The following is a 25,384-nucleotide window of genomic DNA, read 5'->3' on the forward strand; positions in this document are numbered from 1 at the left end:
ATGGCGAACCAGAAGTTCAACCGGAGAAACCAGCTTATACAGAGCCGATAGGTACAGCAGGAGATACGGCCCCAGTCGAGCCTGCGCTTCCAGAATACACGGGTGGTGTTAACGGGGAATCAACAGTTCAAGCTGAACTGCCTAGTTTGCATACAGAGGTCAAGCTAGAAACAATTGAACCAAAGGTTGTTCACAAAACTGATGATAGCAAGTATCTTGATGAAGAGACAACTGTAGAAGGAACTCCAGGCCAAAAAGAAATTGTAACCAGCTATGAAGTCTTGGATGGCAAGCGGATATCGGAGCCACAAACAACTGAGCGCACCTTGCATGAAGCAGTTGATACAGTGGTCACTCGAGGTACTAAGACTCGCGTTAATAAAGAAGAATTAAGTAAGCAGCTAGCTTTAGCAGCGGCTGTGGATCCTGCAGTTTACACTAATCAATCCTACCAGCAATTGCAAGCAATTAAGAATATGGCTGAGTCGGTTTATCAAACTTCGTCGAGTCAAGATGAAGTAGATGCAGGTGTCAACCAACTCAAGCAGGCTTTAGCCGACTTATTGGCTCTTAAAACAGCGCCAACTCTGACTGTTTCAGCGGTTAAGAAGGATGAATTGCAGAAATCGGCGCAAATTCAATACCAGCTGACGGACAGGGATCAAGCCTTTACTAGTGCTCATGTTCGCCTGAAGAAGGATGGTCAATTAATAGCAGAGCAAAACTTGGCGACCGGTCAGTTGACTGCCAGCTTTAGTGGTTTGGACTACTACACACCTTATGATATCGAGACGACCCTGTCTTATGACTTAGGAAATGGCTCTGAAAGCAAAGAGTTAGCTCGAGAGACAGTTCAGCTTAACCTGAAGAAGGTGGAACTCAAGTCCATCACTAATGTCGCCTTGATGAAGGTTGAGAATGGCCAGACAAAATTGATGCCTACTTTGGCTGAAAAACCAGCAAATCTGGATCAATATTACCTGCACTTTACATCCGACCAGTTCAAGGACACTGTCCTGCCGGTTACCTCTATCGAGGAAGTGGTCGTTGATAACCAGCCTGTCTTCAAGATCAAGGCTCAGCTACCAGACTTGCTGCAAAGAAGCGCAACTGGCCTTCAAAACAGCTTTGACTTCTATCTGGAAAAGGCCAAGAAGCGTGAAGGGAATGTCTATTATGACTTCCAAGACCTTTTGGACGGTATCAAGGAAAATCCTTCTGGGACATTTATTCTGGGTCGCAGTATCAGTGCTAAGTTGATTGACAAACCTGCCAACAGCAAGTCTTACTTGCCAGGAGAATTCAAAGGTCAGCTGATTGGTGGTCAAAATGGCGAGCGTCATGCAATTTTAGACTTAGCGCATCCTCTATTTGATACGATTACTGGCGGAACGGTCAAGGATATTGACTTTAAGCGAGTCAATATGGTTTATCCAGATTCGCAAGCGGGCGATACTATTGCGACAATTGCTGCTCGTTTGAAGAATAAAGGAGTAATCGAAAACGTCAATGTCCAAGGCTACTTGGAAGGAAGAGACCATATAGCCGGTCTGGTTAACAATATAGAAGGCCAATCTCGAGTTGAAAATGTCTCCTTTAAGGGCCGTATTAAGTCCAAGGGTGGAAACTCTGTTACAGCTGGTATCGCAGGAACCAACGCCATGTCCTTGGTGAAACGTGCCTACGTTGAAGCAGATATTTGGGTTAAGAGTGGACAAAATGCAGGTATGCTGGTCGCTCAAAACTTCACTGACTATTCAGGTTCAGGCTGGGGTAACTGGGGCAGATTGATGCAATCAGTTGCCAAAGGTAAGTTAGAGGATGCGGGCTCAAGAAATGCGGCTGGTATCGCTGCTTCCATTTGGCCGTATGGAACTATCAATGACACTGTCAGCTATGCTACAGTAGTGAACGGAAAAGAGCTCTTTAGCTCAGATAATGAGATTACCGATGCTTGGATGGGGCAAAAACTCCAAAACCTTTTTGGTGTTCAGGGACACAGCTCTGGAACCAAGATAGGAAAAGATGCCAAGTTCCGCCGCTTGACAGAAGCTGAAGCGGAGCAAAAAGTTAAGAGCTATCGGATTACGGCTCTTGAAGAAACCAGCGCCAATGAAGTAACAACTGAGAAGCTAAATGCTGCTATCCTGAGAACAAGTACTTATCAAGATAAGCCAGGTTACAAGGCAGAAAATGAACAGCTTTATCAGAACCTAGAACGTTTTATGCCTTTCTACAATCAAGAGTTCTTGATTCATGAAGCCAATAAGCTGGTGGATGCTGGTAAAGCAGGAGACTTGTTGACTAAGAAAGTTCTATCCGTTCAAGCCCTGAAAGGCAATCAGTTTGTTGCTGGCGGAACAGATGCAGATAAGATCTTAGTCCATTTTGCAGACGGAAGCAAGACCATCTACAATCTTCAAAATCAAGCACGATTTGAACAGACGGTTCTGCCGGAATATCAGATTGCAGAGCTTGGTACAGTCTATACTCCAAATCACTCAACGGCTGTCAAAGAAGACTTGCTGGCTCAGCTGACAGAGAGCTTGAAGAGTTTTGACCTATACAGTGATGAAGTCTATCGTTCTGTTGGTCTGCCTAACGATAATGACAAGGTCAACAAAGTGAAGCGTCTCTTCCTAGATGAATCTCTGGCTGAAGTGAAAGCCAACTTGCAGGATATGCTTGGTAAGCTCCTGGCCAATGAATGGACAAGATTCCATGCTGACAATCCGGCAGCCAACGAAGCTCTGAAAGCTAAAATCGAAGAGAACAAGACCGCTATCATGCTCGGTCTGACCTACCTCAACCGTTATTACGATCTCAAGTTTGGCGACTACAACCTCAAGGAGCTAGTGCTCTTCAAACCAGACTTCTATGGTGAAAAAGTACCATTGTTGGATCGCTTGATTAAGATTGGACGTTCGACAGAAAATCAACTGAAAGGGGCAGACAATGTCAATATGTTTGCACGTCAGTTGAAGGCTGAGTCCAAGTCTAGTGATTTGGTTGCTTACTTGGATTACAACCGTCGCCTGCTGACTGACTTTGCGGACATGGATTCTTGGTTCAAGGATGCAACCCGAGGCTTTATTCAGTTTGAAGAACGCCAGTCAGAAGTCGAGGAGATTAAGTCTGCTAAGTATCGTGTCTTTGATAACCTCAATTCTGAATATTTCAGCAACTATATTCTTCCGCTGCTAACCTTGAAGAATACGCGTTTAGCTATTCTGTCAAACTATAGCACGATGGCTTTTGTCAACAGAGACAAACGCCGGTCATGGTCTGATGAACGATTTAATGCACGCATCAAGGAAGTAGCGACCCAGCATCGAAATCACGTAGACACTTGGTACAAACTGCTCTCAGATGATATCAAGTCCAGAATGGTCAAGCAAAATGTAACGGCTGTATGGGATGGTTTTGATGTGGAAGGACGTGGCTGGATTGATGTCAACGGAAATGATAATAAGGGCAATCCTTATGCTCCATCCCGCGAGTTCTTTAACCTAGTTGGCGGCAGAGCTGGTGGCTGGTACAAGTCAAATGGCTATGGCGCCCATGCTGCTGGTTCAATCCGTGTGAACTTCGAAGCCTTTGACCTCTTGACGGAATACGGTGTATCCGTCTTCACGCACGAACTCACCCACGTCAATGACGGCTATATTTATCTGGGCGGACATGGCAGACGACAAGGTATCGGACCAGAAGGCTATGCCCAAGGGTTGCTCCAATCACCTGTTCCTGGTCAGCCAGGCTGGGGTGCTCTAGGTCTCAATATGGCCTTTGACCGTCCAAATGATGGCAGCCTCATTTTCAATAGCTCGCCAAGTCTCTTCAAGAACCGAGCAGACATTGACCATTACATGAAGGGCTATAATGATACTCTCATGCTGCTGGATTATCTTGAGGGTCAAGCAGTTGTGGATAAAGGAAATGCAGCTGCGGCTAAATGGTTCAAGAAGGTTGAGCCTAAGATTGTAGATGCTCGGACTCAATATGATGTCGTGAGAGAGTTGACAACAGAGGAGAAAGCGGCCATGTCAGTTTCATCTGTAAATGACTTGGTTGACCAAGGCTTGCTTTCTAACCGTGCGGTTGACAATCGAACTTATAACCCAGCTGACTATGACTCTAGTTACATTGCGATCGACTTTATGACGGGTATCTATGGTGGTGGTCAAAACAATACTGGAGCACCAGGCGCCTTGATGTTCAAGCATAATACCTTCAGAATCTGGGGTTACTATGGCTATGAAAAAGGCTTTGTAAGCTATGCTTCCAATAAACACCGTAGGACAGCCAATGAGCAAGGGGTGACTGGCTTGAGTGATAACTTTATCATTAAGCAAATTTCTGGAGGCGAATTTGAAACCATGGAAGCCTTCAAGAAAGCTTACTTCAGAAAAGTTGTGGATAAAGCACAAACTTCAGGTATTAAGCCAGTGACTGTCAACGGAAAAGTCTATCACACTTATGAAGAACTGAAAGCTGGTTTTGCAGAAGCTGTTGACAAGGATCTGAAGAAGTCTCGTGTCGATGAACGGGCAACCAAGGACTTCAAGTATGCTGTCTTTACGCAGTTACTCAAGAACACCAATAGCTTTATGGATGAAAACTCTATTTGGGGTTCTTAAAAAAGTGTCAAATTTATTGCATGTGTAACTGCAAATAATGACCTTTAGCAATATGCAATCAATAACCCATTTGAATTAGCTCTGTTTGTGTTGTCACTGACAGTCTGATTCAGATGGGTTATTTTCTTGCGTATTAGTAATTCCTAACATCAGCCATCTCCGTTTGTTATACTCTATTTTCGAAAATCTGTCCCCAGACAGTTCCTGTTTTTAGTCCTTGCTGGGGTATTTTTTTCCTGCTAAAATAAACTCATAGCACCTTATAAAGCTATTGTTTCGCTGGATTTACGTAAAAAATAGTAGATTTCAGAAGAGAAGACCGCCATCTGGCAGAAGGGCAATAGCAGGTTCAAACGGTATTATCTAAAGGAGATTCGTTATGAAGAATAAACTCATTTTAGCCCTATCGGGTAATGATATATTTAGCGGTGGCGGACTGCATGCTGATTTAGCTACCTATACAGTCAATGGTTTGCATGGTTTTGTGGCTGTGACTTGCCTGACTGCGATGACCAACAAAGGATTTGAGGTCCTTCCGGTTGAGGAAGAGGTTTTTACTCAGCAACTATCCAGCCTCAAAGATGTTCCTTTTTCTGCTATTAAAATAGGGCTTTTACCCAATCTAGCAATAGCAGAGCAGGCATTGGATTTTGTCAAGCAACATGCAGATATACCAGTAGTGCTAGACCCTGTTCTGGTCTGTAAAGAAAATCATGATCTGGAAGTTAGTGCATTGAGAGAAGAACTCACCAGGTTCTTCCCTTATGTCAGCATCATCACGCCTAATTTGGCAGAAGCTCAGCTATTGACCCAAAAAGAAATCAAAAGTCTGGAGGACATGCAGGTAGCAGCGAAGGAGCTTTATGATTTAGGAGCCAAGCATGTGGTGATAAAGGGTGGCAATCGTTTGAGCAAGGAGCGGGCGGTGGATGTTTACTTTGACGGCCGAGATTTTGAGGTATTAGAATCGCCAGTGCTAGCTAGCAACAATACCGGAGCAGGCTGCACATTTGCTTCCAGTATTGCCAGTCAGTTGCTTCTAGGCAAGTCTCCTCTTGTAGCAGTTCAATTTTCTAAAGATTTTGTTTACGGAGCGATTCAGCGCTCAGATCAATATGGGGTAGTTCAATATGAGAAATAATCAAGTTAAAAAATTAGTTATTTTAGCTTTCATCACAGCTCTGTCTGTCGTTTTGGGGAATTTTTTGAAAATCCCTACGCCTACCGGCTTTTTGACCTTGTTGGATGCAGGGATTTATTTTACGGCCTTCTACTTTGGGCGTAAGGAAGCTACTATTGTCGGAGGGCTTTCAGGCTTTATGATTGACCTGATTGCCGGCTATCCTCAGTGGATGTTTTTCAGTTTGATTTGCCACGGACTGCAGGGATTCTTTGCTGGTCTGGAAGGTAAGAGTCGCTATCTTGGTCTAGTTTTGGCCGCAGTTTCTATGGTTGGTGGCTACGCCCTCTTTGACAGTATCATGAATGGTGTTGGAGCAGGTCTAGCTGGGATGTTGGGTAATTTTATGCAGAATGCTTTTGGTTTAGTAGTCGGTTACGTCCTTTACAAAGTCTTTCCAGAGAGTTTGAAAAAGATGGCCACAGTGAAATAAATGAGGTGAGACATGGACTTAGATAAGATTGGAGCAGAAACACGTCAGATTCTTGAAGATGTTTTAGACAAAGCGTCCTTGGATGAGGGTGATATTTTTGTTCTGGGTCTATCCTCTAGTGAGGTTATCGGAGGTCATATTGGCCGAAATTCCAGTTTAGAAGTTGGGCAGATCATTGTCAAAACAATCCTGGATATCTTGGAAGAGAAGGGGATCTTTCTAGCAGTTCAGGGATGCGAGCATCTCAATCGGGCGTTAGTGGTTGAGAGAAGCTTGGCAAAAAAGAAAGATTTAGAAATTGTTAACGTTCTCCCCACTCTTCATGCAGGGGGAAGTGGCCAACTGGCAGCTTTCCAGTACATGAAGGATCCTGTTGAGGTGGAATTTATAGTGGCTCATGCTGGTCTAGATATCGGAGATACTGCTATTGGTATGCATGTTAAGCATGTTCAGATTCCCATCAGGCCAAAGCTTAAATCAGTGGGTGCTGCCCATGTTACAGCTTTAGCTAGCCGCCCTAAGCTGATTGGTGGTTCAAGAGCAGCTTATAGAGAAGACAAAATAAGAAAAGAATAATAGTAAAAAAATATTATATAATTTTGAAAAATTTTTTAAATATGCTATAATGGAGTGTATTCAATAAATTTTAAGGAGAAATGACAGAATGTCTGTATCATTTGAAAAAAAAGAAACAAATCGTGGAGTTTTGACTTTTACTATTAGTCAAGAACAAATCAAACCAGAATTGGACCGTGTGTTTAACTCAGTAAAGAAAACAATTAATGTACCAGGTTTCCGTAAAGGTCATCTTCCACGTCCTGTCTTCAACCAAAAATTTGGTGAAGAAGCGCTTTACCAAGATGCTTTAAACAACTTACTTCCAAATGCTTATGAAGCTGCTGTAAAAGAAGCTGGTATCGAAGTTGTAGCACAACCAAAAATCGATGTCGTTTCTATGGAAAAAGGTCAAGATTGGACTATTTCTGCTGAAGTTGTTACAAAACCAGAAGTAAAATTAGGTGCTTACAAAGACCTTGAAGTATCTGTAGAAGTTTCAAAAGAAGTAACAGACGAAGACGTTGATGCACGTATCGAACGCGAACGCAACAACTTGGCTGAATTGGTCCTTAAAGAAGGTCCAGCAGCTGAAGGTGACACAGTGGTCATTGATTTTGTTGGTTCAGTTGATGGTGTTGAATTTGACGGCGGAAAAGGAGATAATTTCTCTCTTGGACTTGGTAGCGGTCAATTTATTCCAGGATTTGAAGATCAATTGGTTGGTCACAAAGCTGGCGAAACAGTTGATGTGGTTGTAACTTTCCCTGAAGACTATCAAGCAGCAGATCTTGCAGGTAAAGAAGCTAAGTTTGTAACTACAATTCATGAAGTAAAAGAAAAAGAAGTTCCAGCTCTTGACGATGAACTTGCAAAAGATATTGATGAAGAAGTAGAAACTCTTGATGAATTGAAAGAAAAATACCGTAAAGAATTAGCTGAAGGAAAAGAAGCTGCATACAAAGATGCAGTTGAGTCAGCAGCAATCGATCTTGCGGTTGAAAATGCAGAAATCGTAGACTTACCAGAAGAAATGGTTCATGAAGAAGTGCACCGTTCAGTAAACGAATTCCTTGGAAATATGCAACGTCAAGGTATCTCACCTGATATGTACTTCCAAATCACTGGTACTACTCAAGAAGACCTTCACAAACAGCACGAGGCTGATGCAGAAGCTCGTACTAAGACAAACTTAGTGATTGAAGCTATTGCAAAAGCAGAAGGATTTGAAGCTAGTGCAGAAGAAATCGAAGCAGAAATTTCTTCACTCGCAAACGACTACAATATGGAAGCAGATCGTGTTCGTCAACTTCTTTCAGAAGATATGTTAAAACATGATATCACTATCAAGAAAGCTGTTGAAGTCATCACAAGCACTGCTAAAGTAAAATAATGATTTGAAAAGTCCTAGTTTGACTAGTGACTTTTCGTTTTTCTAAAAGGGAAAAAGAGCAAAATTCTTTTGACGAAAATTCAAAAATATCGTACAATAGAAAGTAGCGAAAAAATACAAGAGGGCGAATGTCCTTTATCAGCTTAAAAGGAGACCAACTTTGGAATTAGAAGTATTTGCTGGACAAGAAAAAAGTGAACTTTCTATGATTGAGGTAGCGCGTGCGATTTTAGAATTGCGTGGTCGTGACCATGAGATGTATTTTAATGACCTTGTCAATGAAATCCAAACTTATTTAGAAAAATCAAACAGCGAAATCCGAGAAGCTCTACCATTGTTCTATACTGAGCTAAATGTTGACGGAAGCTTTATTCCGCTTGGTGACAACAAATGGGGCCTTCGTTCTTGGTATGCAATTGATGAAGTGGACGAGGAAATTATCGCGCTTGAAGAGACTGATGAAGAAGATAGTCCGAAATCACGGAAGAAAAAACGCGTTAATGCCTTTATGGATGGTGATGAGGATGCCATCGACTACAGCGATGATGATCCAGAAGATGAGGATTCATACGAAGCAGATCCTGCGCTCAACTATGACGATGAAAATCCAGACGATGAGAAGAATGAAGCAGACGCTTATGATGCTGAAATCAATGAGATTGCTCCGGATGATCTAGACGAAGATGTTGACATCAATGAAGAAGATGATGAATTTTCTGACGATGATGCAGAGGGTGAAGAAGAATAAAAAGAGAGACTGGGGGCAAAAAAGCTCCAGTCTTTTTTGTCAGAATTGTAAATACTAGTCAGAGGGATTTTTTTTAGCCTTGAAACAGACTTAAGAAAGTCGTATAATGATGGGGAATAGATAGAAAATAGCGACAGGGAGGGTGCTGCGATGAAATTTATCCTGGATCGAAGCCTATGTGACTTAGGAATTGAAAGTGTAGTCATTGGTATTGCTAAAAATGTCAATCCGCATGCAGAATTATCTCCAACCTTTCTAAAAAAGAAAAAAGAAAGAGAAGAGTGGGCTCTAAACTGTGACCTGGATCAGGTTCTCCAATCACCGATTATTCAAGGCTATGAAGATATCTTGCAACGTGTAGGTCGCAGTGTCAAGAAAAATCCTCCAACCGTTCCAGCTCTGATAAAAAATATCCGCCATCGCGGGTCTCTTCCTGCTATCAATACGATTATCGATATTTATAATGTAGAAGCCTTGCAATCCCTGTTAGCTATTGGCGGACATGATTATAATAAAATTGGAGAAAAGATTGAGTTCACTGTCAGTCAAAGAGAAGACAGTTTTCTGCCAATTTTGTCTAAGGAGAAACACGTAGCTAAAACAGACTATGTCTATCGCGACGACAAAGGGATTTTAGCTTGGTTAGATATTCGAGATAGTGACCTCTATAAGTTTGATGATGATACCAAAGATGCAATTTTTATCATTCAAGGGAATGCGAATACTTCCGTTGAGATGCGTTTGGAAGCCTTGAAGCGAATCCAGTCTGACTTAAAAGAATGCATGCCAGATATGAAGTTTGAAGCATTGGTTATCAAGCAAGCTGAAGATTGATTTAGTAGCGGGGAATAGACATTATCGGTTTCAGTTTGAAACATTGCTCTCCTATATTTCGTATAAAAAGCCTCTTGGTTGAAAGAGGCTTTTTTCTAACAAAAAGGACAGTTGATTCGATAGAGGGTGTGGAAGGAAAAAATGCTATAACTGACCGGAAAAACTTATCATTATTTATCTTCAATGCTTACTTTGGTACGTGAAATAAAAGTAGAGTTAAATTGTGGGAATGAATCAAAGAGAAGGCTTTGTTTTGGTATAAAAATGCTTAAGTTTCTTGAAAGTTATAGGAGAAAATGCTATAATGAAAAGAACATTCTAAAATCAGAAAGATTATAAAGTAAGGATAAAAATGGCAAATATTTTAAGAACAATTATCGAAAACGATAAAGGTGAATTAAGAAAATTAGAGAAAATGGCAAATAAGGTCATTGCTTATAGTGACCAGATGGCTGCCTTATCCGATGAGGAGCTAAAGGCTAAAACAGATGAATTTAAACAACGTTATCAGAATGGCGAAAGTTTAGATGACTTGCTCTATGAAGCCTTCGCAGTTGTTCGTGAGGGCGCGAAGCGTGTTCTTGGTCTCTATCCTTATCCAGTACAGATTATGGGGGGAATTGTTCTCCATCATGGTGACGTACCAGAGATGCGTACAGGTGAAGGTAAAACTCTTACTGCGACCATGCCTGTTTACTTGAATGCCTTGGCAGGAGAAGGAGTTCACGTTGTAACGGTCAATGAATACCTGACAGAGCGTGATGCGACAGAAATGGGTGAACTGTACTCTTGGTTAGGGCTTTCAGTTGGTATTAACTTGGCTGCTAAATCTCCAGCTGAGAAGAGAGAGGCCTATGCTTGTGACATCACCTACTCAACGAACTCAGAAATTGGCTTTGACTACCTTCGTGATAACATGGTGGTTCGTGCTGAAAACATGGTTCAGCGTCCACTTAACTATGCCTTAGTTGATGAGGTGGATTCCATTCTGATCGATGAAGCTAGAACCCCTCTGATTGTTTCTGGACCAGTTTCATCTGAAACTAATCAGCTTTACCACATGGCGGATAGCTTCGTTAAGAGTCTTAACAAGGATGATTATATCATCGACGTGCCATCAAAAACAATCGGCCTGTCTGACTCTGGAATTGACAAAGCTGAAAGCTATTTCAAATTAGATAATCTATATGATATTGAAAATGTGGCACTGACTCACTTCATTGATAATGCCTTGCGTGCTAACTATATCATGATTTTGGACATCGACTATGTGGTTAGCGAAGAACAAGAAATTCTAATCGTTGACCAATTCACCGGTCGTACCATGGAAGGACGTCGCTATTCTGACGGACTTCATCAGGCCATTGAAGCTAAGGAAGGTGTTCCGGTTCAAGATGAAACCAAGACATCTGCTTCTATTACCTATCAAAACCTTTTCCGTATGTATAAAAAACTGTCTGGAATGACTGGTACAGCTAAGACTGAGGAAGAAGAATTCCGCGAAACTTATAATATCCGTGTTATTCCAATTCCAACTAACCGTCCAATTGCTCGTATTGACCATGAGGATTTGCTGTACCCTAGTTTAGAATCTAAATTTAAGGCAGTTGTAGAAGACGTGAAAGAACGCCATCTTAAAGGACAACCTGTTCTGGTCGGTACGGTTGCAGTTGAAACCAGTGACTATCTTTCTAAAAAGCTGGTTGCAGCAGGAATTCCTCACGAGGTATTGAATGCTAAGAACCACTATCGTGAAGCACAAATCATTATGAATGCTGGCCAACGCGGTGCAGTTACAATTGCAACCAATATGGCTGGTCGTGGTACCGATATTAAGCTGGGAGAAGGTGTTCGTGAATTAGGCGGACTCTGTGTGATTGGTACAGAACGCCATGAAAGCCGTCGTATTGATAATCAGTTACGTGGACGTTCTGGTCGTCAGGGAGATCCAGGTGAATCTCAATTCTATCTATCTCTTGAAGATGAGCTGATGCGTCGTTTTGGTTCTGAGAGAATCAAAGCTGTCTTGGATCGTTTCAAACTGAGCGAAGAAGAGTCTGTTATTAAGTCTAAGATGTTTACGCGCCAAGTTGAAGCGGCTCAAAAACGGGTTGAAGGAAATAACTATGATACTCGTAAGCAAGTCCTTCAGTATGACGATGTGATGCGTGAACAGCGTGAAATCATCTACGCTGAACGTCATGATGTTATCACAGCTAATCGGGATTTGGCTCCAGAGATTCACGCTATGATCAAACGAACTATTGATCGTTTTGTTGATGGAAATAGCAGAGCTCCTCAAGAAGAAAAATTGGATTCAATTTTGTACTTTGCTAAGTATAACTTGGTTCCGGAAGAGTCGATTTCATTGAACGATCTTCAAGGTTTATCTGATGAGGAAATCAAGGCTAACTTATATGAACGTGCTTTAGAAGTCTACAATAGTCAAATTGCTAAACTTCGTGATGAAGAAGCTGTTCGAGAATTCCAAAAAGTATTGATTCTACGTGTTGTAGACAACAAGTGGACAGATCACATTGATGCATTGGATCAGCTTCGTAATGCTGTAGGTCTTCGAGGTTATGCTCAAAATAATCCTGTTGTTGAATACCAATCTGAAAGTTTCAGAATGTTTAACGATATGATTGGTTCAATCGAGTTTGATGTGACTCGTCTCATGATGAAAGCACAAATTCACGAGCAAGAGCGTCCTCGTACGGAGCATAACATTGTAACAACAGCAACACGAAATATCTCAGCGCAAGAATCAGACCTGCCAGCAGATGTTGATTTGGCAAAGGTTGGCCGGAATGAACTATGCCCATGTGGCTCAGGTAAGAAGTTTAAAAATTGCCACGGCCGTCGTTAAAAAAGATTGAGGGGGAGTTGGAATGACATTTACAACAAGAGGTCCTATTGTTGACGTAGAGCAGGTTCGTACCTTGTCTCAGCTTGATGAAAAAGCTTTGGCAACGAAGCAAGTTCGCGACCAAGAGTTGGCTGCTATTCTCAGAGGAGAAGACAAGCGGATTTTATTGGTCATAGGTCCTTGCTCCTCTGATAATGAAGAAGCAGTCATAGAATATGCTGAACGTCTGGCTGCCCTTCAGGAAGAAGTAAAAAAACATGTTTTCATTGTTATGCGGGTCTATACAGCCAAACCCCGTACAAATGGTGATGGTTATAAAGGTTTGATTCATCAGCCTGATGCAGCAGGAGCTCCAGATTTAATAGCTGGTATTAAGGCAGTTCGCCATTTGCACTACCGTGTCATTACTGAGACAGGCCTGACTACGGCTGATGAAATGCTCTATCCTGAAAATGTATCTCTAGTAGACGATTTGGTTTCCTATATGGCTGTAGGAGCACGTTCGGTTGAAGATCAACAACACCGTTTTGTTGCTTCAGGTTTGTCTACTCCTGCGGGAATGAAAAATCCGACTTCAGGTAATTTAGCTGTGATGTTTAATGCCATCTATGCTGCACAAAATAAACAGACCTTCCTATATCGTTCTCAGGAAGTGGAGACATCAGGTAATCCTCTGGCCCATGCCATTCTTCGTGGCGCAATTCATGCCAATGGTAAGAATGAGCCGAATTATCATTATGAACATCTTCTTGAAGCGATTGCTACTTATGAAAAGTTAGGTTTGTCCAATCCTTTCATCATGGTTGATACGAACCATGACAATTCAGGCAAGCAATATTTAGAGCAAGTGCGGATTGTTCGCGAGACTCTTTTAAATCGAGACTGGAATGAAAAGATCAAGCAGAGTGTTCGTGGCTTTATGATTGAATCATATTTGGAAGATGGCCGACAAGATCAGCCAGAGGTCTTTGGAAAATCCATTACAGATCCTTGCTTGGGATGGGACAAGACTGAACAGTTGATTCGAGAAATTTATAGCCATTTAGAAAAATAACTCTATTATTGAAATGAAAGGGACCGTTTGGCAAAAGAAAATGTCGCCAATTGGTCGGAATGCAGCAAGCTCAGTTGGATTTCCAGCTGAGTTTTGTCTCATTCTGAGAACAAAGATGATTATAGGACATGGAATTGATATAGAGGAGCTATCTTCTATTCAGCGGGCCTATGAAAAAAATGCTCGCTTCGCAAAAAAAGTCTTGACAGAGAAGGAATGGCTTCGTTTTGAAGAACTTTCTGGCAAGCGAAAGATAGAATATTTGGCCGGTCGCTGGTCAGCTAAAGAGGCTTTTTCCAAAGCATGGGGGACAGGAATTGGCAAGCTTAGTTTTCAAGATTTAGAAGTCTTGAATGATGAAAGAGGTGCTCCAGTATTTACGAAGACCCCTTTTTCTGGGAAGGTTTGGGTATCTATTAGCCATGCAGGTACCCTAGTGATGGCTAGCGTTATTTTGGAGGAAAGAGATGAAAACTAGTATACATAGGCCAAGTCAAGCACTTGTTGATCTGTCAGCAATTCACTTTAATATTGAGCAATTAAAAGCTCATTTGCCTCAAGATGTTGAAAAATGGGCTGTCGTTAAAGCTAATGCCTACGGCCATGGTGCAGTAGTTGTTTCAAGTTATATTGATGATATTGTAGACGGATTTTGTGTCTCAAATATTGACGAAGCTTTGGAATTAAGAGAAGGCGGCCTGGATAAAAAAATCTTAATTTTAGGTGTCTCAGCCATAGAGGTAGTCCCTCTGGCGGTTGAACACAAGATTACATTGACAGTGGCTAGCTTAGAATGGCTAGATTTGTTGGAGGCTTCAGGCTTGTCTTTGCAAGGTTTAGTTGTTCACCTGAAAGTGGATTCTGGTATGGGCCGGATTGGCTTTAGAGATATCCAGTCACTTCAGATAGCTATCAATCGTCTCCAGTCAGCTGGTGTTCAGGTAGAAGGAATCTTTACTCACTTTGCAACAGCTGACGAGGCAGATGCTAGTAAGTTTGAAGAGCAATTAGTTTGTTTTAAGGGAATCTTAGCGGACTTAGACGATCTTCCACCGATTATTCATGCTAGCAATTCAGCTACTTCTCTTTGGCATGCTGACACTGTTATGAATGCTGTTCGTTTGGGAGATATTATTTATGGTCTCAATCCTAGTGGAAGTGCCCTTGAACTGCCTTATGAGATAAAACCAGCTCTTTCTTTGGTTTCAGAATTGGTTCATGTCAAAGAAGTAGAAGCAGGGGCTGATGTTGGTTACGGAGCAACCTACACAGCAGATGAAGGACAATTTATTGGAACAATTCCACTGGGTTATGCCGATGGCTGGACTAGGGCTATGCAAGGTTTTGACGTTCTCATTGATGGTCAACGTTGCCCAATAGTTGGTCGAGTATCCATGGACCAGATTACAGTTCGCTTGCCGGAGAAATATCCTCTAGGTACACCAGTTGTTTTCATTGGTAAAAGCGGAACAGAAAGTATCTCAGCGACTGATGTTGCTGAGAAACGAGGAACGATTAACTATGAAGTGGTTTGTTTGATTAGTGATCGGGTACCAAGAATTTACAAGAATTAATTAGTTTAAGTCTCCTTGATGAAATATGTAGTTAGCGAAAGCTATTTGATGCTAGAACTGAAAGAGGAACTATGAATTTACACCAACCTTTATCGGTTCTGCCGGGAGTAGGACCGAAATCAGCAGAAAAGTTTGCAAAGCTTGGCATTGAAACTTTGCAGGATTTATTACTGTATTTCCCTTTTCGCTATGAAGACTTTCAAAGCAAGCAGGTACTTGATCTAGAGGATGGAGAAAAGGCCGTCATTTCTGGTATAGTTGCGACACCAGCAAATGTTCAGTATTACGGGTTTAAGCGCAATCGTCTCCGTTTTTCAATCAAGCAAGGGGAAGTCATTCTAGCAGTCAATTTCTTTAACCAGCCTTATTTGGCGGATAAGGTTGAAGTGGGGGCAAATATTGCTGTTTTTGGAAAGTGGGATAAGGCTAAAGCTAGCTTGACTGGGATGAAGCTCTTGGCTCAGGTCGAAGACGACTTGCAGCCAGTTTATCGGGTGGCTCAAGGGATTAGCCAGACAAGTCTGATTAAATTAATTAAAACAGCTTTTGACCAAGGCTTGGATTTACTGATTGAAGAAAATTTACCCCAGGTCTTGTTGGAACGCTACCACTTGCTGTCTCGAGCAGAAGCAGTGAGGGCCATGCATTTTCCAAAAGATTTGGCAGAATACAAACAGGCGCTACGTCGTGTAAAATTCGAAGAATTGTTCTATTTCCAAATGCAACTTCAGGTGCTTAAAATGGAAACGAAGGATGTCAGCAATGGTTTGGTACTGGATTGGCAGGATGAGTTGCTTCAAGAGAAAAAAAGTCAACTCCCTTTCCCACTGACAGGAGCTCAGGAGAGGGCTTTGACTGAAATTTTGTCTGATTTAAAGTCGCCAGCGCACATGAACCGACTCTTACAGGGAGATGTTGGAAGTGGGAAGACAGTAGTGGCTGGTTTAGCCATGTATGCTGTTCATACAGCAGGTTATCAGTCAGCTTTGATGGTGCCTACTGAAATTTTGGCAGAGCAGCACTTTGAAAGCCTCAGTCAGCTCTTTCCTGATTTAAAACTAGCCTTATTAACCGGTAGTATGAAAGCAGCTGAGCGTAAAGAGACTTTGCTGACTATAGAGCTTGGTCAGGTAGATATGGTAATTGGGACCCATGCTTTGATCCAAGATGGTGTTCAATACCATCATCTAGGGTTGGTTATTGTAGATGAACAGCATCGCTTTGGGGTTGCTCAGCGTCGTATCTTACGAGAAAAAGGAGATAATCCTGATGTTCTCATGATGACTGCTACTCCCATTCCCAGAACTTTGGCCATTACGGCTTTCGGGGATATGGATGTGTCCATTATTGATCAAATGCCGGCGGGACGAAAGCCCATTATTACCCGTTGGGTCAAGCATGAGCAACTCGAGATCGTACTCGATTGGATAAAAAAAGAATTAGTAAAGGGAGCTCAGGTTTATTTTATTTCTCCTTTGATTGAGGAATCAGAAGCTCTGGATCTAAAAAATGCTATTGACTTAGAAGAAGAACTGCAAGCTTACTTTGGAGGAGATGCCCGAGTCTCTCTCCTTCATGGGAAGATGAAGAGTGACGAAAAAGAGGCTATTATGCAGGACTTCAAGAATAAAGAAGTAGATATTTTAGTGTCCACAACAGTCATTGAAGTGGGTGTTAATGTGCCCAATGCAACGATTATGGTCATCATGGATGCTGATCGTTTTGGTCTCAGCCAGCTCCATCAGTTGCGCGGGCGTGTGGGGCGTGGTGATAAGCAATCCTATGCCGTTCTTATCGCAAATCCAAAAACAGAGTCCGGTAAGAAACGTATGAAAATCATGACGGAAACGACAGATGGCTTTGTACTTGCTGAAGAAGATTTAAAAATGCGTGGTTCAGGAGAGATTTTTGGAACCCGTCAGTCCGGTATTCCTGAATTTCAAGTGGCTGATATCGTAGAGGACTACCCTATCTTGGAAGAAGCGAGAAAGGTAGCTAGCCAAATTGTGCAGAATAAAGAATGGAGGAGGGATCCTAACTGGCATCTAGTGGCTCTTCATTTAGATAAACAAGATTATTTGGATTAAGCTTCTTGAAAGTTTTTTATAAGAATGTCTTAAGTTTTACTGCCTATAATAAAGTCAATCAAAAGAAAAGAGGTATTGATCATGACAGTAAATATTCACGTAGATTATAAAAAAGTTTTCAAGGATTCGGAAAAGATTTTTTCTACATACGGTAGTAAGTAGGTAGAACATCTATTTTTCATTACCCCTCCTTTCATAATCCTGATGAAAAATAGTAAACCAGTCGAGATTTAATCTCGGCTGGTTTTTGTTTATCCTTCTAGATACTCTTTTAGTTCTTGGCCTGAAAGTCCTGCATTGAGAGCAATGAGGAGTTTAAGACGGGCCTTAGGTGCATTTAGTTCTTTGATGAAATAGACACCGGATTCGTGAAGCTGTACACCACCACCAGGATAGGCATAGACAGGTTCAGCAATACCGTTAAAGCAGCGAGAAACCAAGGCAACAGGGATTCCTTGCTTAATGAAAAAGGTTAATTTTTCAGCGACTTCCTGAGGCAGGTTGCCTGCCCCGAAAGCTTCAATGATCAAGCCATCAAGACGGTTGCAATCAAGCATATCTAGTAATTCAGTCTTCATGCCAGCATAAGCAGGGATGATAGGGACAAAACCGGTGATCTTGTCTAAGTCAAAACGAACACGTGGCTCAGCTGTCTTAAAATATAGAACCTCTTGTTTCATGATAAGTCCAAGGGGGCCGTGGGTTGGAGTTTGGAAGGTGCTGACATTTGTGGTATGAGTCTTGGTAACGTATTTGGCTGCGTGAACTTCATCATTCATAACGACTAAGACGCCCTTGCCGTGAGCCTTCTGGTCAGCAGCTACACGCAAGGCAGAAAGGTAATTATAGACCCCGTCGCTACCTAGCTCGTTTGAACTACGCATGGCACCTGTGAGGACGACTGGGATGTCAGGGATTTCCATAGTGTCTAGGAAATATGCTGTTTCTTCAAGGGTATCGGTCCCATGGGTAATGACGACTCCATCAAAATCCTTAGAAGAGGTTTTGATTTTTTTATAGAGTTGAAGCATATGTTCTGGTGTCATATGGGGGCTAGGGATATTGAAAAAATCGAGAGCCGTAACTTGGATACCTTCCAAGGGGACGGTAACATGATTCATAGGATTTTCGTCGTTTGTTACGACTTTACCAGTTCCATCAGCCTGCATAGAAATGGTGCCACCAGTATGCAATACCAATATTTTTTTGTTCATAGATGAGCTTCTTTCCAAATTGTGTTATAATTTATTTTATCATAAAAGGAAAGAATAAGAAGTATGGAAGTAAAAGCTGTTTTTTTTGATATTGATGGTACCCTGGTCAATGACAGCCGAACTGTCCTCAAATCAACAGAGCAGGCTATTCAGAGTCTGAAAGAACAAGGTATTTTTGTCGGTTTGGCCACAGGAAGAGGTCCCTTTTTCGTCCAATCTTTCATGAAAGATTTGGATTTGGATTTTGCAGTTACCTATAATGGCCAGTATATATTTTCAAAGGAAAAGGTCATTTCTGCGACCCCTATTGATAAGTCTAGTCTTCGAGAAATCATTGATTATGCCAAAAAGCATAAAAAGGAAATTGCTCTTGGAACAGAAACAGATATGGTTGGCAGTCATATTATGCGCTTTGGCATGAGCAAATTCTCTCAGTGGAGCAGTCGCTTTGTGCCTAAAGGTTTTGCACGTTATATTAGTTATGGCTTTAACAGGGTTGTTAGTAAAGCTCTTCCACAACAGAAAGACGATCTGTTAGATATTTCGCGAGAGCCCATTTATCAAGTGGTGATGTTGGCTACACCTGAAGAAACTCAGGCTATGGAGGAATATTTCCCAGATTTGAAGTTTACTCGTTCTAGTCCCTATGCGGCAGACATCATCAATGGGGATACCTCAAAGTTGCAGGGAATCGCGCGTGTAGGAAAAGAATATGGCTTTGATATTAACCAAGTGATGGCTTTCGGCGATTCAGACAATGATCTTGAAATGTTGTCGGGAGTAGGCATGTCGATTGCAATGGGAAATGGAACTAGTAAGGTTAAAGAAGTTGCCAAGCATACAACGACCAGCAATAGTCAAGACGGGATTCATAAAGCCTTGGAGCATTTTGGTATTTTAGCAAGTGAGAAAGTCTTTACTAGTAGTGACCATCATTTTAATAAGGTTAAAGAATTTCATGGAGTCATGGATAAGAAGACTCAGGAAGAACCGATCGCATGGACGCCTGAAGGAGCTCGCCATCGGGCAGCCTTTAAACTTGAAGAATTAGTGGAATTTTTGCGTGCTTCAAGTAGTTCAGAAGAAGAGTTTGACGAGGCAGTTGCCCACTTGCACGATGCTCTAGACAAGGCAGCTACCAAAGTTAAGGGAAAGAATCCAGCAGAGATTTCTTTAGTTGGTCAAGTAGATGCCTTGATTGACACACTCTACTTTACTTATGGAAGTTTTGTTTTAATGGGGGTGGACCCAGAGCGACTTTTTACAATTGTCCATCAAGCCAATATGGGTAAAATTTTCCCTGACGGTAAAGCCCATTTTGATCCAGTAACTCATAAAATTTTAAAACCGGATGATTGGGAAGAGAAATACGCGCCAGAACCAGCCATTAAAGAAGAATTAGAAAGACAGATAAAAGCCTACGAGAAAAATTGTGGCTCCAAAGAAAAAAACTGAGATAATCTCAGTTTTTTTTTAATCTAAAACAAAATGTCTATAAGGTTTTTTCGCTATCACGGACAACGAGCAAGTCAACTTTAGCATGGCGTAGGATATACTCAGATGAAGAACCGACCAATAAACGCTCGAAAGCATTGAGACCTGTTGCTCCAACCATGATTAAGTCAACTTTTTGTTCATCTGGAATTTCTGTTGCTAGTAAAGTTTTAGGATTTCCCAGTTCAACTACAGTAACAACATCACCAACACCAGCCTCACGAGCTTTCTTTTCATAGTCTGCGACTAATTTCTTTGCATCTTCCTGTAGTTCTTCATATACTTCAGCGTCAAATGTTGATACACTTTGAAGAGCGCGAGTATCAATAACATGAGCAATGGTTAAGCGAGATTTGTTTCTAAGCGCAACATTGACCCCTTTTTCAAATGCCAATTCTGCTTCACGGGAACCGTCAATTGCAACTAGAATATTTTCATATTTTTGTAACATAAGCCTACCTCCATAAAGATGCTAAGAAAGTTTCAGCAGTTTAGGAACATGTCGAAAGCGATAGATAGAGAAAGCCTAGCTTTCGGCTTGAATTCTATTTCATAAAATATGAAGAGTGTTTTAAGAGTTCCAATCCTTGCTGAAAATTCTCTTATATTTATATTGTAAACCTTTTCATGAAAGAAGTAAAGCAATTTTCGGTAAGAAGGGGAGAAATTCTCGTTAAAAAATGAAAAGAAATCAAGGCTCAAATAGCTGAACGAAGAGCAAAGAGCTTCCCTTACAGGAATTTATAATCATTTTTTCTATCAATATTTTTGTGATATTTTTTGGATTTTTGAGAAAAATTGAGTTATAATAAGACGATTGATTGAAACGAGGAGTTCAAAATGAAAGAATACAATAAATCTGTCAAACTAGAGCATGTAGCATATGATATTCGTGGCCCAGTCCTCGAAGAAGCTATGCGTATGCGAGCGAATGGTGAACGGATTTTGCGTTTAAATACTGGAAACCCGGCTGAGTTTGGCTTTACAGCTCCAGATGAAGTCATTCATGACTTGATTATCAATGCTCGTAGTAGTGAAGGCTATTCTGATTCTAAGGGATTGTTCTCAGCTCGGAAGGCTATTATGCAATATTGCCAGCTCAAAAATATTCCTAACGTTGGAATTGAAGACATTTACCTAGGAAATGGTGTCAGTGAGCTGATTGTAATGGCTATGCAGGGCTTGCTGGACAATGGAGATGAAGTTCTGGTTCCTATGCCGGATTATCCATTGTGGACAGCGGCAGTAAGCCTAGCTGGAGGAAATGCAGTTCATTATCTTTGTGATGAAGAAGCAGATTGGTATCCAGATATTGATGACATTAAATCAAAAATTACTTCAAACACCAAAGCTATCGTTGTGATTAATCCAAATAACCCAACAGGAGCCCTGTATCCGAAGGAAGTGTTAGAAGACATTGTTGAAGTTGCCCGTCAGAATGATTTGATTATCTTCGCAGACGAGATCTATGACCGTTTGGTTATGGATGGTGAGAAGCATACGGCTATTGCAAGTCTAGCACCCGATTTGTTCTGTGTCAGCATGAATGGTTTGTCAAAATCTCACCGCATTGCTGGCTTCCGGGTTGGCTGGATGGCGTTGTCAGGTCCTAAGAAGCATGTTCAAGGCTATATTGAAGGATTGAATATGTTATCCAATATGCGTCTCTGTTCCAATGTTCTTTCCCAACAGGTGGTTCAAACTTCATTGGGAGGGCATCAGTCTGTAGATGAGTTATTGTTGCCAGGCGGTCGTATCTACGAACAGCGTAACTTCATTTATAAAGCTATCAATGACATCCCGGGTCTTTCTGCAGTCAAGCCTAAGGCAGGTCTATACATTTTTCCTAAGATTGATCGCGAAATGTATGAGATCGATGATGATGAGCAGTTTGTTTTAAATTTCTTAAAACAAGAAAAAATTCTGCTAGTTCATGGCCGTGGCTTCAATTGGAAGGATCCTGATCATTTCCGAATTGTATATTTGCCACGTGTGGATGAATTGGCCCAAGTGCAAGAAAAAATGACTCGTTTCTTGCAACAATACCGGCGCTAATTAAGTTAATAAAAGTGAAAAGAAGAACGAAATGTTCTTCTTTTTTTGTTGTTTAAATGGAATAAGGCTAAATTACTGTATCAGATGGTTTCTAAATTAACTTTTTAAGTTAAATAGTTCTAATTTTAAAATTGTTAAAAAAATGAAATAAATGACATAAAAGCAGATCTAAAAAAATGGGAGTGGAAATTATGTTTGTTTTTATCAAGTTTTCGTATATTTTTTATGTAACATTTTAATGACAAAATTTTCGATTCTCTTGTTTGAAGTCCAAATGAACTGGGTACCTACTTTTCTGTCAAATCTAAAGATGGTAGAATAATTCCATCATTATTTTACTAATGATGAAAAGATTTAAACACAAAGGAGAGTTTTTATGTTTAAAAAAATGCTGAGTGCATTTTCTGTTGGTGCCCTTGCTTTGTCTTTGCTCTTTGCCAAAGAGGCCAAAGCAGATCAAGTGACAGGAGGCAAGCCGGCGCCAGAAGATACGATTGATCAAGGGACAAATACCCAAGCTGTTTCAGCAGTTAATAAGGCTGAAGTTGATGCTGCTAAAGACAGCTTAGATCAAAAGAATGAGCAGGTCAAAGAAGAGGAAGCAGCGGTCAAGGAAGCGGAAAAATCCGTAGAAACTGCCAAAGCGAATGCTGAGCTGGCAAAAGAGGCAGTTAAAACTGCTGAAGAAGGGACTCAAGCATCTTCTGCAACTAAAGAAGCGGCTAGAGAGGCTGTAGCTAATCAAACGGAAGCCGTGAAGGAAGCAGAAAAAGTAGCTCAAGCAAGTCAAACTGAACTGGATAAAAGTCAGAATCAGGCAAACTCTCAAGCTCAAAAAACTCAAGAGGCTAAAGAAGCTCTGAAAAAAGCAGACGAAAAGGTTAGTCAAGCTCAAGCTGATTTGGAACGAACTCAAAAGAGTCAAGAGGGATCGAGTGCAGAAGTTTCTGCAAATCTTGAACAAGCAAAAGCAGATGTAGCCAATAGTCAGGCTGCAGTCAATAAAGCACAGGAGGAAGTGAACAAGGCTGAGCAATCAGATAGTCAGCGTCAAGAAAAAATTGATCAGGCTGTTTCAAATAAAGCTCAGGCAGACTCTGATGCTGAAAAGGCTAAACAAACTTTGGATAAAGCAAGTTCTCAGGAAGCTGAAGCTCAAGCTAAGCTCAGTCAGGCACAGGCAAATTTGGAAGCAGCCCAGGCTACTGAAAATGACAGTCTGAAACCTTCTGTTTCTAACAACAAAAACAGGCTTTACATGACGCCGGAGTATATTGCCGCATTGAAACAGTTGGCTGATCCAAATACACCGCAATCTCAAATCAGTCAGATTGAAGCAACGTTGACAGCAGTTAACGATAGGGCCAAATCTTACAATAACTACATAGCAGATCCGAATGATAGCACTAAAATGTATGATACCAATAATATTCCTTATGAGGTTCGCAGAGAGTTATCGCAGTTTGCTTCAGAATTAATTAACCAATTGCGTGCTCAAATGGGAACGGGTGAAACCTTACTAACTCCATCATCTTTAGAGTTTGCTGACAAGGTTTCCCAAGCATACAGAAATGACAATTGGAACTGGGATTTGATGAATCGCTATCACCATGATACTTGGGGGATAAATCGGGTGGCTCGTGAATATGGATTGGTCACGACCACTTCTGAGCAAGAGCAACAAGGGCTTCAATACTACGAAAATGCCTATATCTGGCGAGCTAATACAGCTCAGATGAGCGTGGCAGATATGAAGCGAGACATCTACTTCTCTCTTGTTGAATTTATGTATAATGGCTATGAATGGGTCCATGCCAAATCAATTTCTGGTCTTAATACAGGAAGCCAGAAAAATTATCTAGGCGTTGATTTTTCGATGGAGAGCGATATCACGGTAGCCCATTTCACTATGGTTTCCGAAGATCAAGTTAAATATGCGACAAAAAATAACTTTGATGCTACACCTTTAACAGCCAGTGGAAATTCTACTTCTAGTGATCCGCAAGCTTTAGCCCAGGCTCAGGCAGCCTATGATCAAGCTAAAAGCGCTCATGATCAAGCGCAAGCAGAAAAAAGTACTGCTCAAACTGCTTATGACCAAACTATAACTGCGGTGCAAGTGGCGCAAAAACAATTAGATGAAGCCAAGCAAGCGCCTCTAGAACTTGCAACTGCCCAAGCCGCCCTAGCTACTGCTAAGCAGGAATTAGAAAAGAATCAAGAAAAATTATCTAAGGCTCAAGAGGCACTGAATCTTGCGAATTCGGATCAGGCAGATAAGGCAGCTGCCCTCTCAAAATATCAAGAGACCTTGTCGGCTGCTCAGGCCGCCCAAGCTGTAGCCAGAGATAGACTAGCTCAAGAAGAAAAAGCATTGGCTCAGGCCAATCAGGCTTTGGAAGAGGCTAGAACAAAGCGTGATGCCACCCAAGCGGCAGTTGCTCAAGCTCAGACCGCTTTGGATCAAGCCCAAAAGAATTTAGCTAACCTGCAGGATGCTCAAACGAATCTGGAACAAGCTCAAGCCAATCTGGCAGCAGCTGAGAAGGATTTAGCTGATAAGACTAGCGATCTAGAAGCTAAACAGCAGACTCTATCAGAGCTGAAAGCTGCTCAGGCCCAAGCAGAGAAAGTTTATAACAGTTTAGCTGCTCAACTCCAAGCTCAAGAGAAACAAAAACGCGATGATCACTATCGAAATATTTTGGATCAGACAGAGAAGCGCTTGAATGGTCCAGTCCAGTCTAATCCAAGTGAGGAAATGCAGACGCAAGAATCTGGTTCAGATCCGCTAGTGAAAACGAAAGAGGAGCCGATCGTTAAAGGAGTTGCTACTCGCAAAGCGGATGCTACTCGCAAAGCGGATGCTAGCAGGGCATCAGCAACGTCATCTGATCCTAGTGAGAATCATTCTATGCAGGACTCTGTAGGCTCTGCAAAATTGCCGAATACAGGAAGCAGGCTTTCTGTCTGGGCGGTAATGAGTGGAATTCTCGCTTTGGTATCTGGTTTTACATTGCTGGTCTGGAAGCATAAAAAAGAGAGTAAAAACTAGATTTTTTGAAAAAACTATAGATATAGCAAACAAGATAATAGGCCGGAAGTTAGGGTAAGTTAAAACCCTAACTTCCTTTTATTTTTCACAAAAAGAAGCATTGAAATCCCAATAAATTCAAATCAGGACCTCGCGCTGTTTTCAAAAATATGTTGGTTTTGAAGGAACTAAAATCGTTCGCTGGATAAATTGTAAAGAATTA

17 protein-coding genes are annotated in these 25,384 nt (G+C 41.5%); 15 read left to right on the top strand and 2 right to left on the bottom strand.

The genetic code is table 11. From position 1 onward, the window contains the following. The 12 genes from HMPREF2780_RS04315 to recG form a co-directional block, all read left to right on the top strand. The coding region (locus HMPREF2780_RS04315) for a ZmpA/ZmpB/ZmpC family metallo-endopeptidase (RefSeq protein WP_199774043.1) at positions 1–4,637 on the top strand (4,637 nt) is incomplete at its 5' end. Between the two features lie 379 nt (positions 4,638–5,016). Then, positions 5,017–5,778, top strand: a complete 762-nt coding sequence (locus HMPREF2780_RS04320) for a bifunctional hydroxymethylpyrimidine kinase/phosphomethylpyrimidine kinase (protein ID WP_105026226.1) — start codon at positions 5,017–5,019, stop codon at positions 5,776–5,778. Continuing rightward, the gene (locus tag HMPREF2780_RS04325) at positions 5,768–6,250 is read left to right on the top strand and encodes an ECF transporter S component (RefSeq protein ID WP_045772853.1); all 483 of its coding nucleotides are present in this window, start codon (positions 5,768–5,770) and stop codon (positions 6,248–6,250) included. The genes HMPREF2780_RS04320 and HMPREF2780_RS04325 overlap by 11 nt, the downstream gene beginning before the upstream one ends. 12 nt (positions 6,251–6,262) lie before the next feature. Next, a complete protein-coding gene (locus HMPREF2780_RS04330; RefSeq protein WP_045772854.1) occupies positions 6,263–6,826 on the top strand; it encodes a TIGR01440 family protein in 564 nt (187 codons plus the stop codon). A gap of 88 nt (positions 6,827–6,914) precedes the next feature. Next, positions 6,915–8,198 carry a trigger factor gene (gene tig / locus HMPREF2780_RS04335; RefSeq protein WP_008808427.1) on the top strand — a complete coding sequence of 428 codons (1,284 nt, stop codon included), beginning with the start codon at positions 6,915–6,917 and terminating at the stop codon, positions 8,196–8,198. Positions 8,199–8,358: 160 nt separating this feature from the next. After that, positions 8,359–8,946, top strand: a complete 588-nt coding sequence (gene rpoE / locus HMPREF2780_RS04340; RefSeq protein ID WP_045505656.1) for a DNA-directed RNA polymerase subunit delta — start codon at positions 8,359–8,361, stop codon at positions 8,944–8,946. A gap of 150 nt (positions 8,947–9,096) precedes the next feature. After that, positions 9,097–9,780 (top strand): B3/B4 domain-containing protein, encoded by a 684-nt coding sequence (locus tag HMPREF2780_RS04345; protein WP_082307188.1) that lies wholly within the window; start codon positions 9,097–9,099, stop codon positions 9,778–9,780. A 352-nt stretch (positions 9,781–10,132) separates the two neighbouring features. Then, positions 10,133–12,649, top strand: a complete 2,517-nt coding sequence (secA, locus tag HMPREF2780_RS04350; RefSeq protein WP_082307187.1) for a preprotein translocase subunit SecA — start codon at positions 10,133–10,135, stop codon at positions 12,647–12,649. Between the two features lie 22 nt (positions 12,650–12,671). Beyond that, entirely contained in the window at positions 12,672–13,703 is a 1,032-nt protein-coding gene (locus tag HMPREF2780_RS04355) for a 3-deoxy-7-phosphoheptulonate synthase (RefSeq protein WP_082307186.1), read from the top strand. A gap of 115 nt (positions 13,704–13,818) precedes the next feature. Continuing rightward, positions 13,819–14,181 carry a holo-ACP synthase gene (acpS, locus tag HMPREF2780_RS04360; RefSeq protein ID WP_045506039.1) on the top strand — a complete coding sequence of 121 codons (363 nt, stop codon included), beginning with the start codon at positions 13,819–13,821 and terminating at the stop codon, positions 14,179–14,181. Continuing rightward, positions 14,171–15,277 (top strand): alanine racemase, encoded by a 1,107-nt coding sequence (alr, locus tag HMPREF2780_RS04365; protein ID WP_105026227.1) that lies wholly within the window; start codon positions 14,171–14,173, stop codon positions 15,275–15,277. Before acpS ends, alr begins: the two co-directional genes overlap by 11 nt. A 71-nt stretch (positions 15,278–15,348) precedes the next feature. Continuing rightward, a complete protein-coding gene (gene recG / locus HMPREF2780_RS04370; protein ID WP_105026228.1) occupies positions 15,349–17,364 on the top strand; it encodes an ATP-dependent DNA helicase RecG in 2,016 nt (671 codons plus the stop codon). Between the two features lie 251 nt (positions 17,365–17,615). On the opposite strand, the gene HMPREF2780_RS04375 is transcribed toward recG, so the two are convergent. Continuing rightward, complete coding sequence (locus tag HMPREF2780_RS04375; RefSeq protein ID WP_105026229.1) at positions 17,616–18,578, bottom strand: asparaginase; 963 nt, start codon at positions 18,576–18,578, stop codon at positions 17,616–17,618. Between the two features lie 63 nt (positions 18,579–18,641). Between HMPREF2780_RS04375 and HMPREF2780_RS04380 the strand changes: the two genes are divergently transcribed. Beyond that, positions 18,642–20,033 carry a Cof-type HAD-IIB family hydrolase gene (locus HMPREF2780_RS04380; protein WP_045505670.1) on the top strand — a complete coding sequence of 464 codons (1,392 nt, stop codon included), beginning with the start codon at positions 18,642–18,644 and terminating at the stop codon, positions 20,031–20,033. A gap of 37 nt (positions 20,034–20,070) precedes the next feature. Here HMPREF2780_RS04380 and HMPREF2780_RS04385 read toward each other — a convergent pair whose 3' ends face one another. Then, complete coding sequence (locus HMPREF2780_RS04385; protein WP_061601531.1) at positions 20,071–20,523, bottom strand: universal stress protein; 453 nt, start codon at positions 20,521–20,523, stop codon at positions 20,071–20,073. A gap of 389 nt (positions 20,524–20,912) precedes the next feature. Between HMPREF2780_RS04385 and HMPREF2780_RS04390 the strand changes: the two genes are divergently transcribed. Both HMPREF2780_RS04390 and HMPREF2780_RS04395 read left to right on the top strand, forming a co-directional pair. Beyond that, a complete protein-coding gene (locus HMPREF2780_RS04390) occupies positions 20,913–22,127 on the top strand; it encodes a pyridoxal phosphate-dependent aminotransferase (RefSeq protein WP_105026230.1) in 1,215 nt (404 codons plus the stop codon). 376 nt (positions 22,128–22,503) lie between these two features. Continuing rightward, positions 22,504–25,182: an SEC10/PgrA surface exclusion domain-containing protein gene (locus tag HMPREF2780_RS04395; protein ID WP_105026231.1), complete on the top strand. Its 2,679-nt coding sequence runs from the start codon at positions 22,504–22,506 to the stop codon at positions 25,180–25,182. Positions 25,183–25,384 lie beyond the last annotated feature (202 nt).

The organism is Streptococcus sp. HMSC062B01, from assembly GCF_001811085.1.
Lineage (GTDB): Bacteria > Bacillota > Bacilli > Lactobacillales > Streptococcaceae > Streptococcus > Streptococcus gordonii.

Coding starts and splice junctions, on each gene's coding strand:
- HMPREF2780_RS04320 (WP_105026226.1), top strand. CDS start 5,017: ATGAAGAATAAACTCATTTTAGCCCTATCGGGTAATGATATATTTAGC.
- HMPREF2780_RS04325 (WP_045772853.1), top strand. CDS start 5,768: ATGAGAAATAATCAAGTTAAAAAATTAGTTATTTTAGCTTTCATCACA.
- HMPREF2780_RS04330 (WP_045772854.1), top strand. CDS start 6,263: ATGGACTTAGATAAGATTGGAGCAGAAACACGTCAGATTCTTGAAGAT.
- tig (WP_008808427.1), top strand. CDS start 6,915: ATGTCTGTATCATTTGAAAAAAAAGAAACAAATCGTGGAGTTTTGACT.
- HMPREF2780_RS04345 (WP_082307188.1), top strand. CDS start 9,097: ATGAAATTTATCCTGGATCGAAGCCTATGTGACTTAGGAATTGAAAGT.
- secA (WP_082307187.1), top strand. CDS start 10,133: ATGGCAAATATTTTAAGAACAATTATCGAAAACGATAAAGGTGAATTA.
- HMPREF2780_RS04355 (WP_082307186.1), top strand. CDS start 12,672: ATGACATTTACAACAAGAGGTCCTATTGTTGACGTAGAGCAGGTTCGT.
- acpS (WP_045506039.1), top strand. CDS start 13,819: ATGATTATAGGACATGGAATTGATATAGAGGAGCTATCTTCTATTCAG.
- alr (WP_105026227.1), top strand. CDS start 14,171: ATGAAAACTAGTATACATAGGCCAAGTCAAGCACTTGTTGATCTGTCA.
- recG (WP_105026228.1), top strand. CDS start 15,349: ATGAATTTACACCAACCTTTATCGGTTCTGCCGGGAGTAGGACCGAAA.
- HMPREF2780_RS04375 (WP_105026229.1), bottom strand. CDS start 18,578: ATGAACAAAAAAATATTGGTATTGCATACTGGTGGCACCATTTCTATG.
- HMPREF2780_RS04380 (WP_045505670.1), top strand. CDS start 18,642: ATGGAAGTAAAAGCTGTTTTTTTTGATATTGATGGTACCCTGGTCAAT.
- HMPREF2780_RS04385 (WP_061601531.1), bottom strand. CDS start 20,523: ATGTTACAAAAATATGAAAATATTCTAGTTGCAATTGACGGTTCCCGT.
- HMPREF2780_RS04390 (WP_105026230.1), top strand. CDS start 20,913: ATGAAAGAATACAATAAATCTGTCAAACTAGAGCATGTAGCATATGAT.
- HMPREF2780_RS04395 (WP_105026231.1), top strand. CDS start 22,504: ATGTTTAAAAAAATGCTGAGTGCATTTTCTGTTGGTGCCCTTGCTTTG.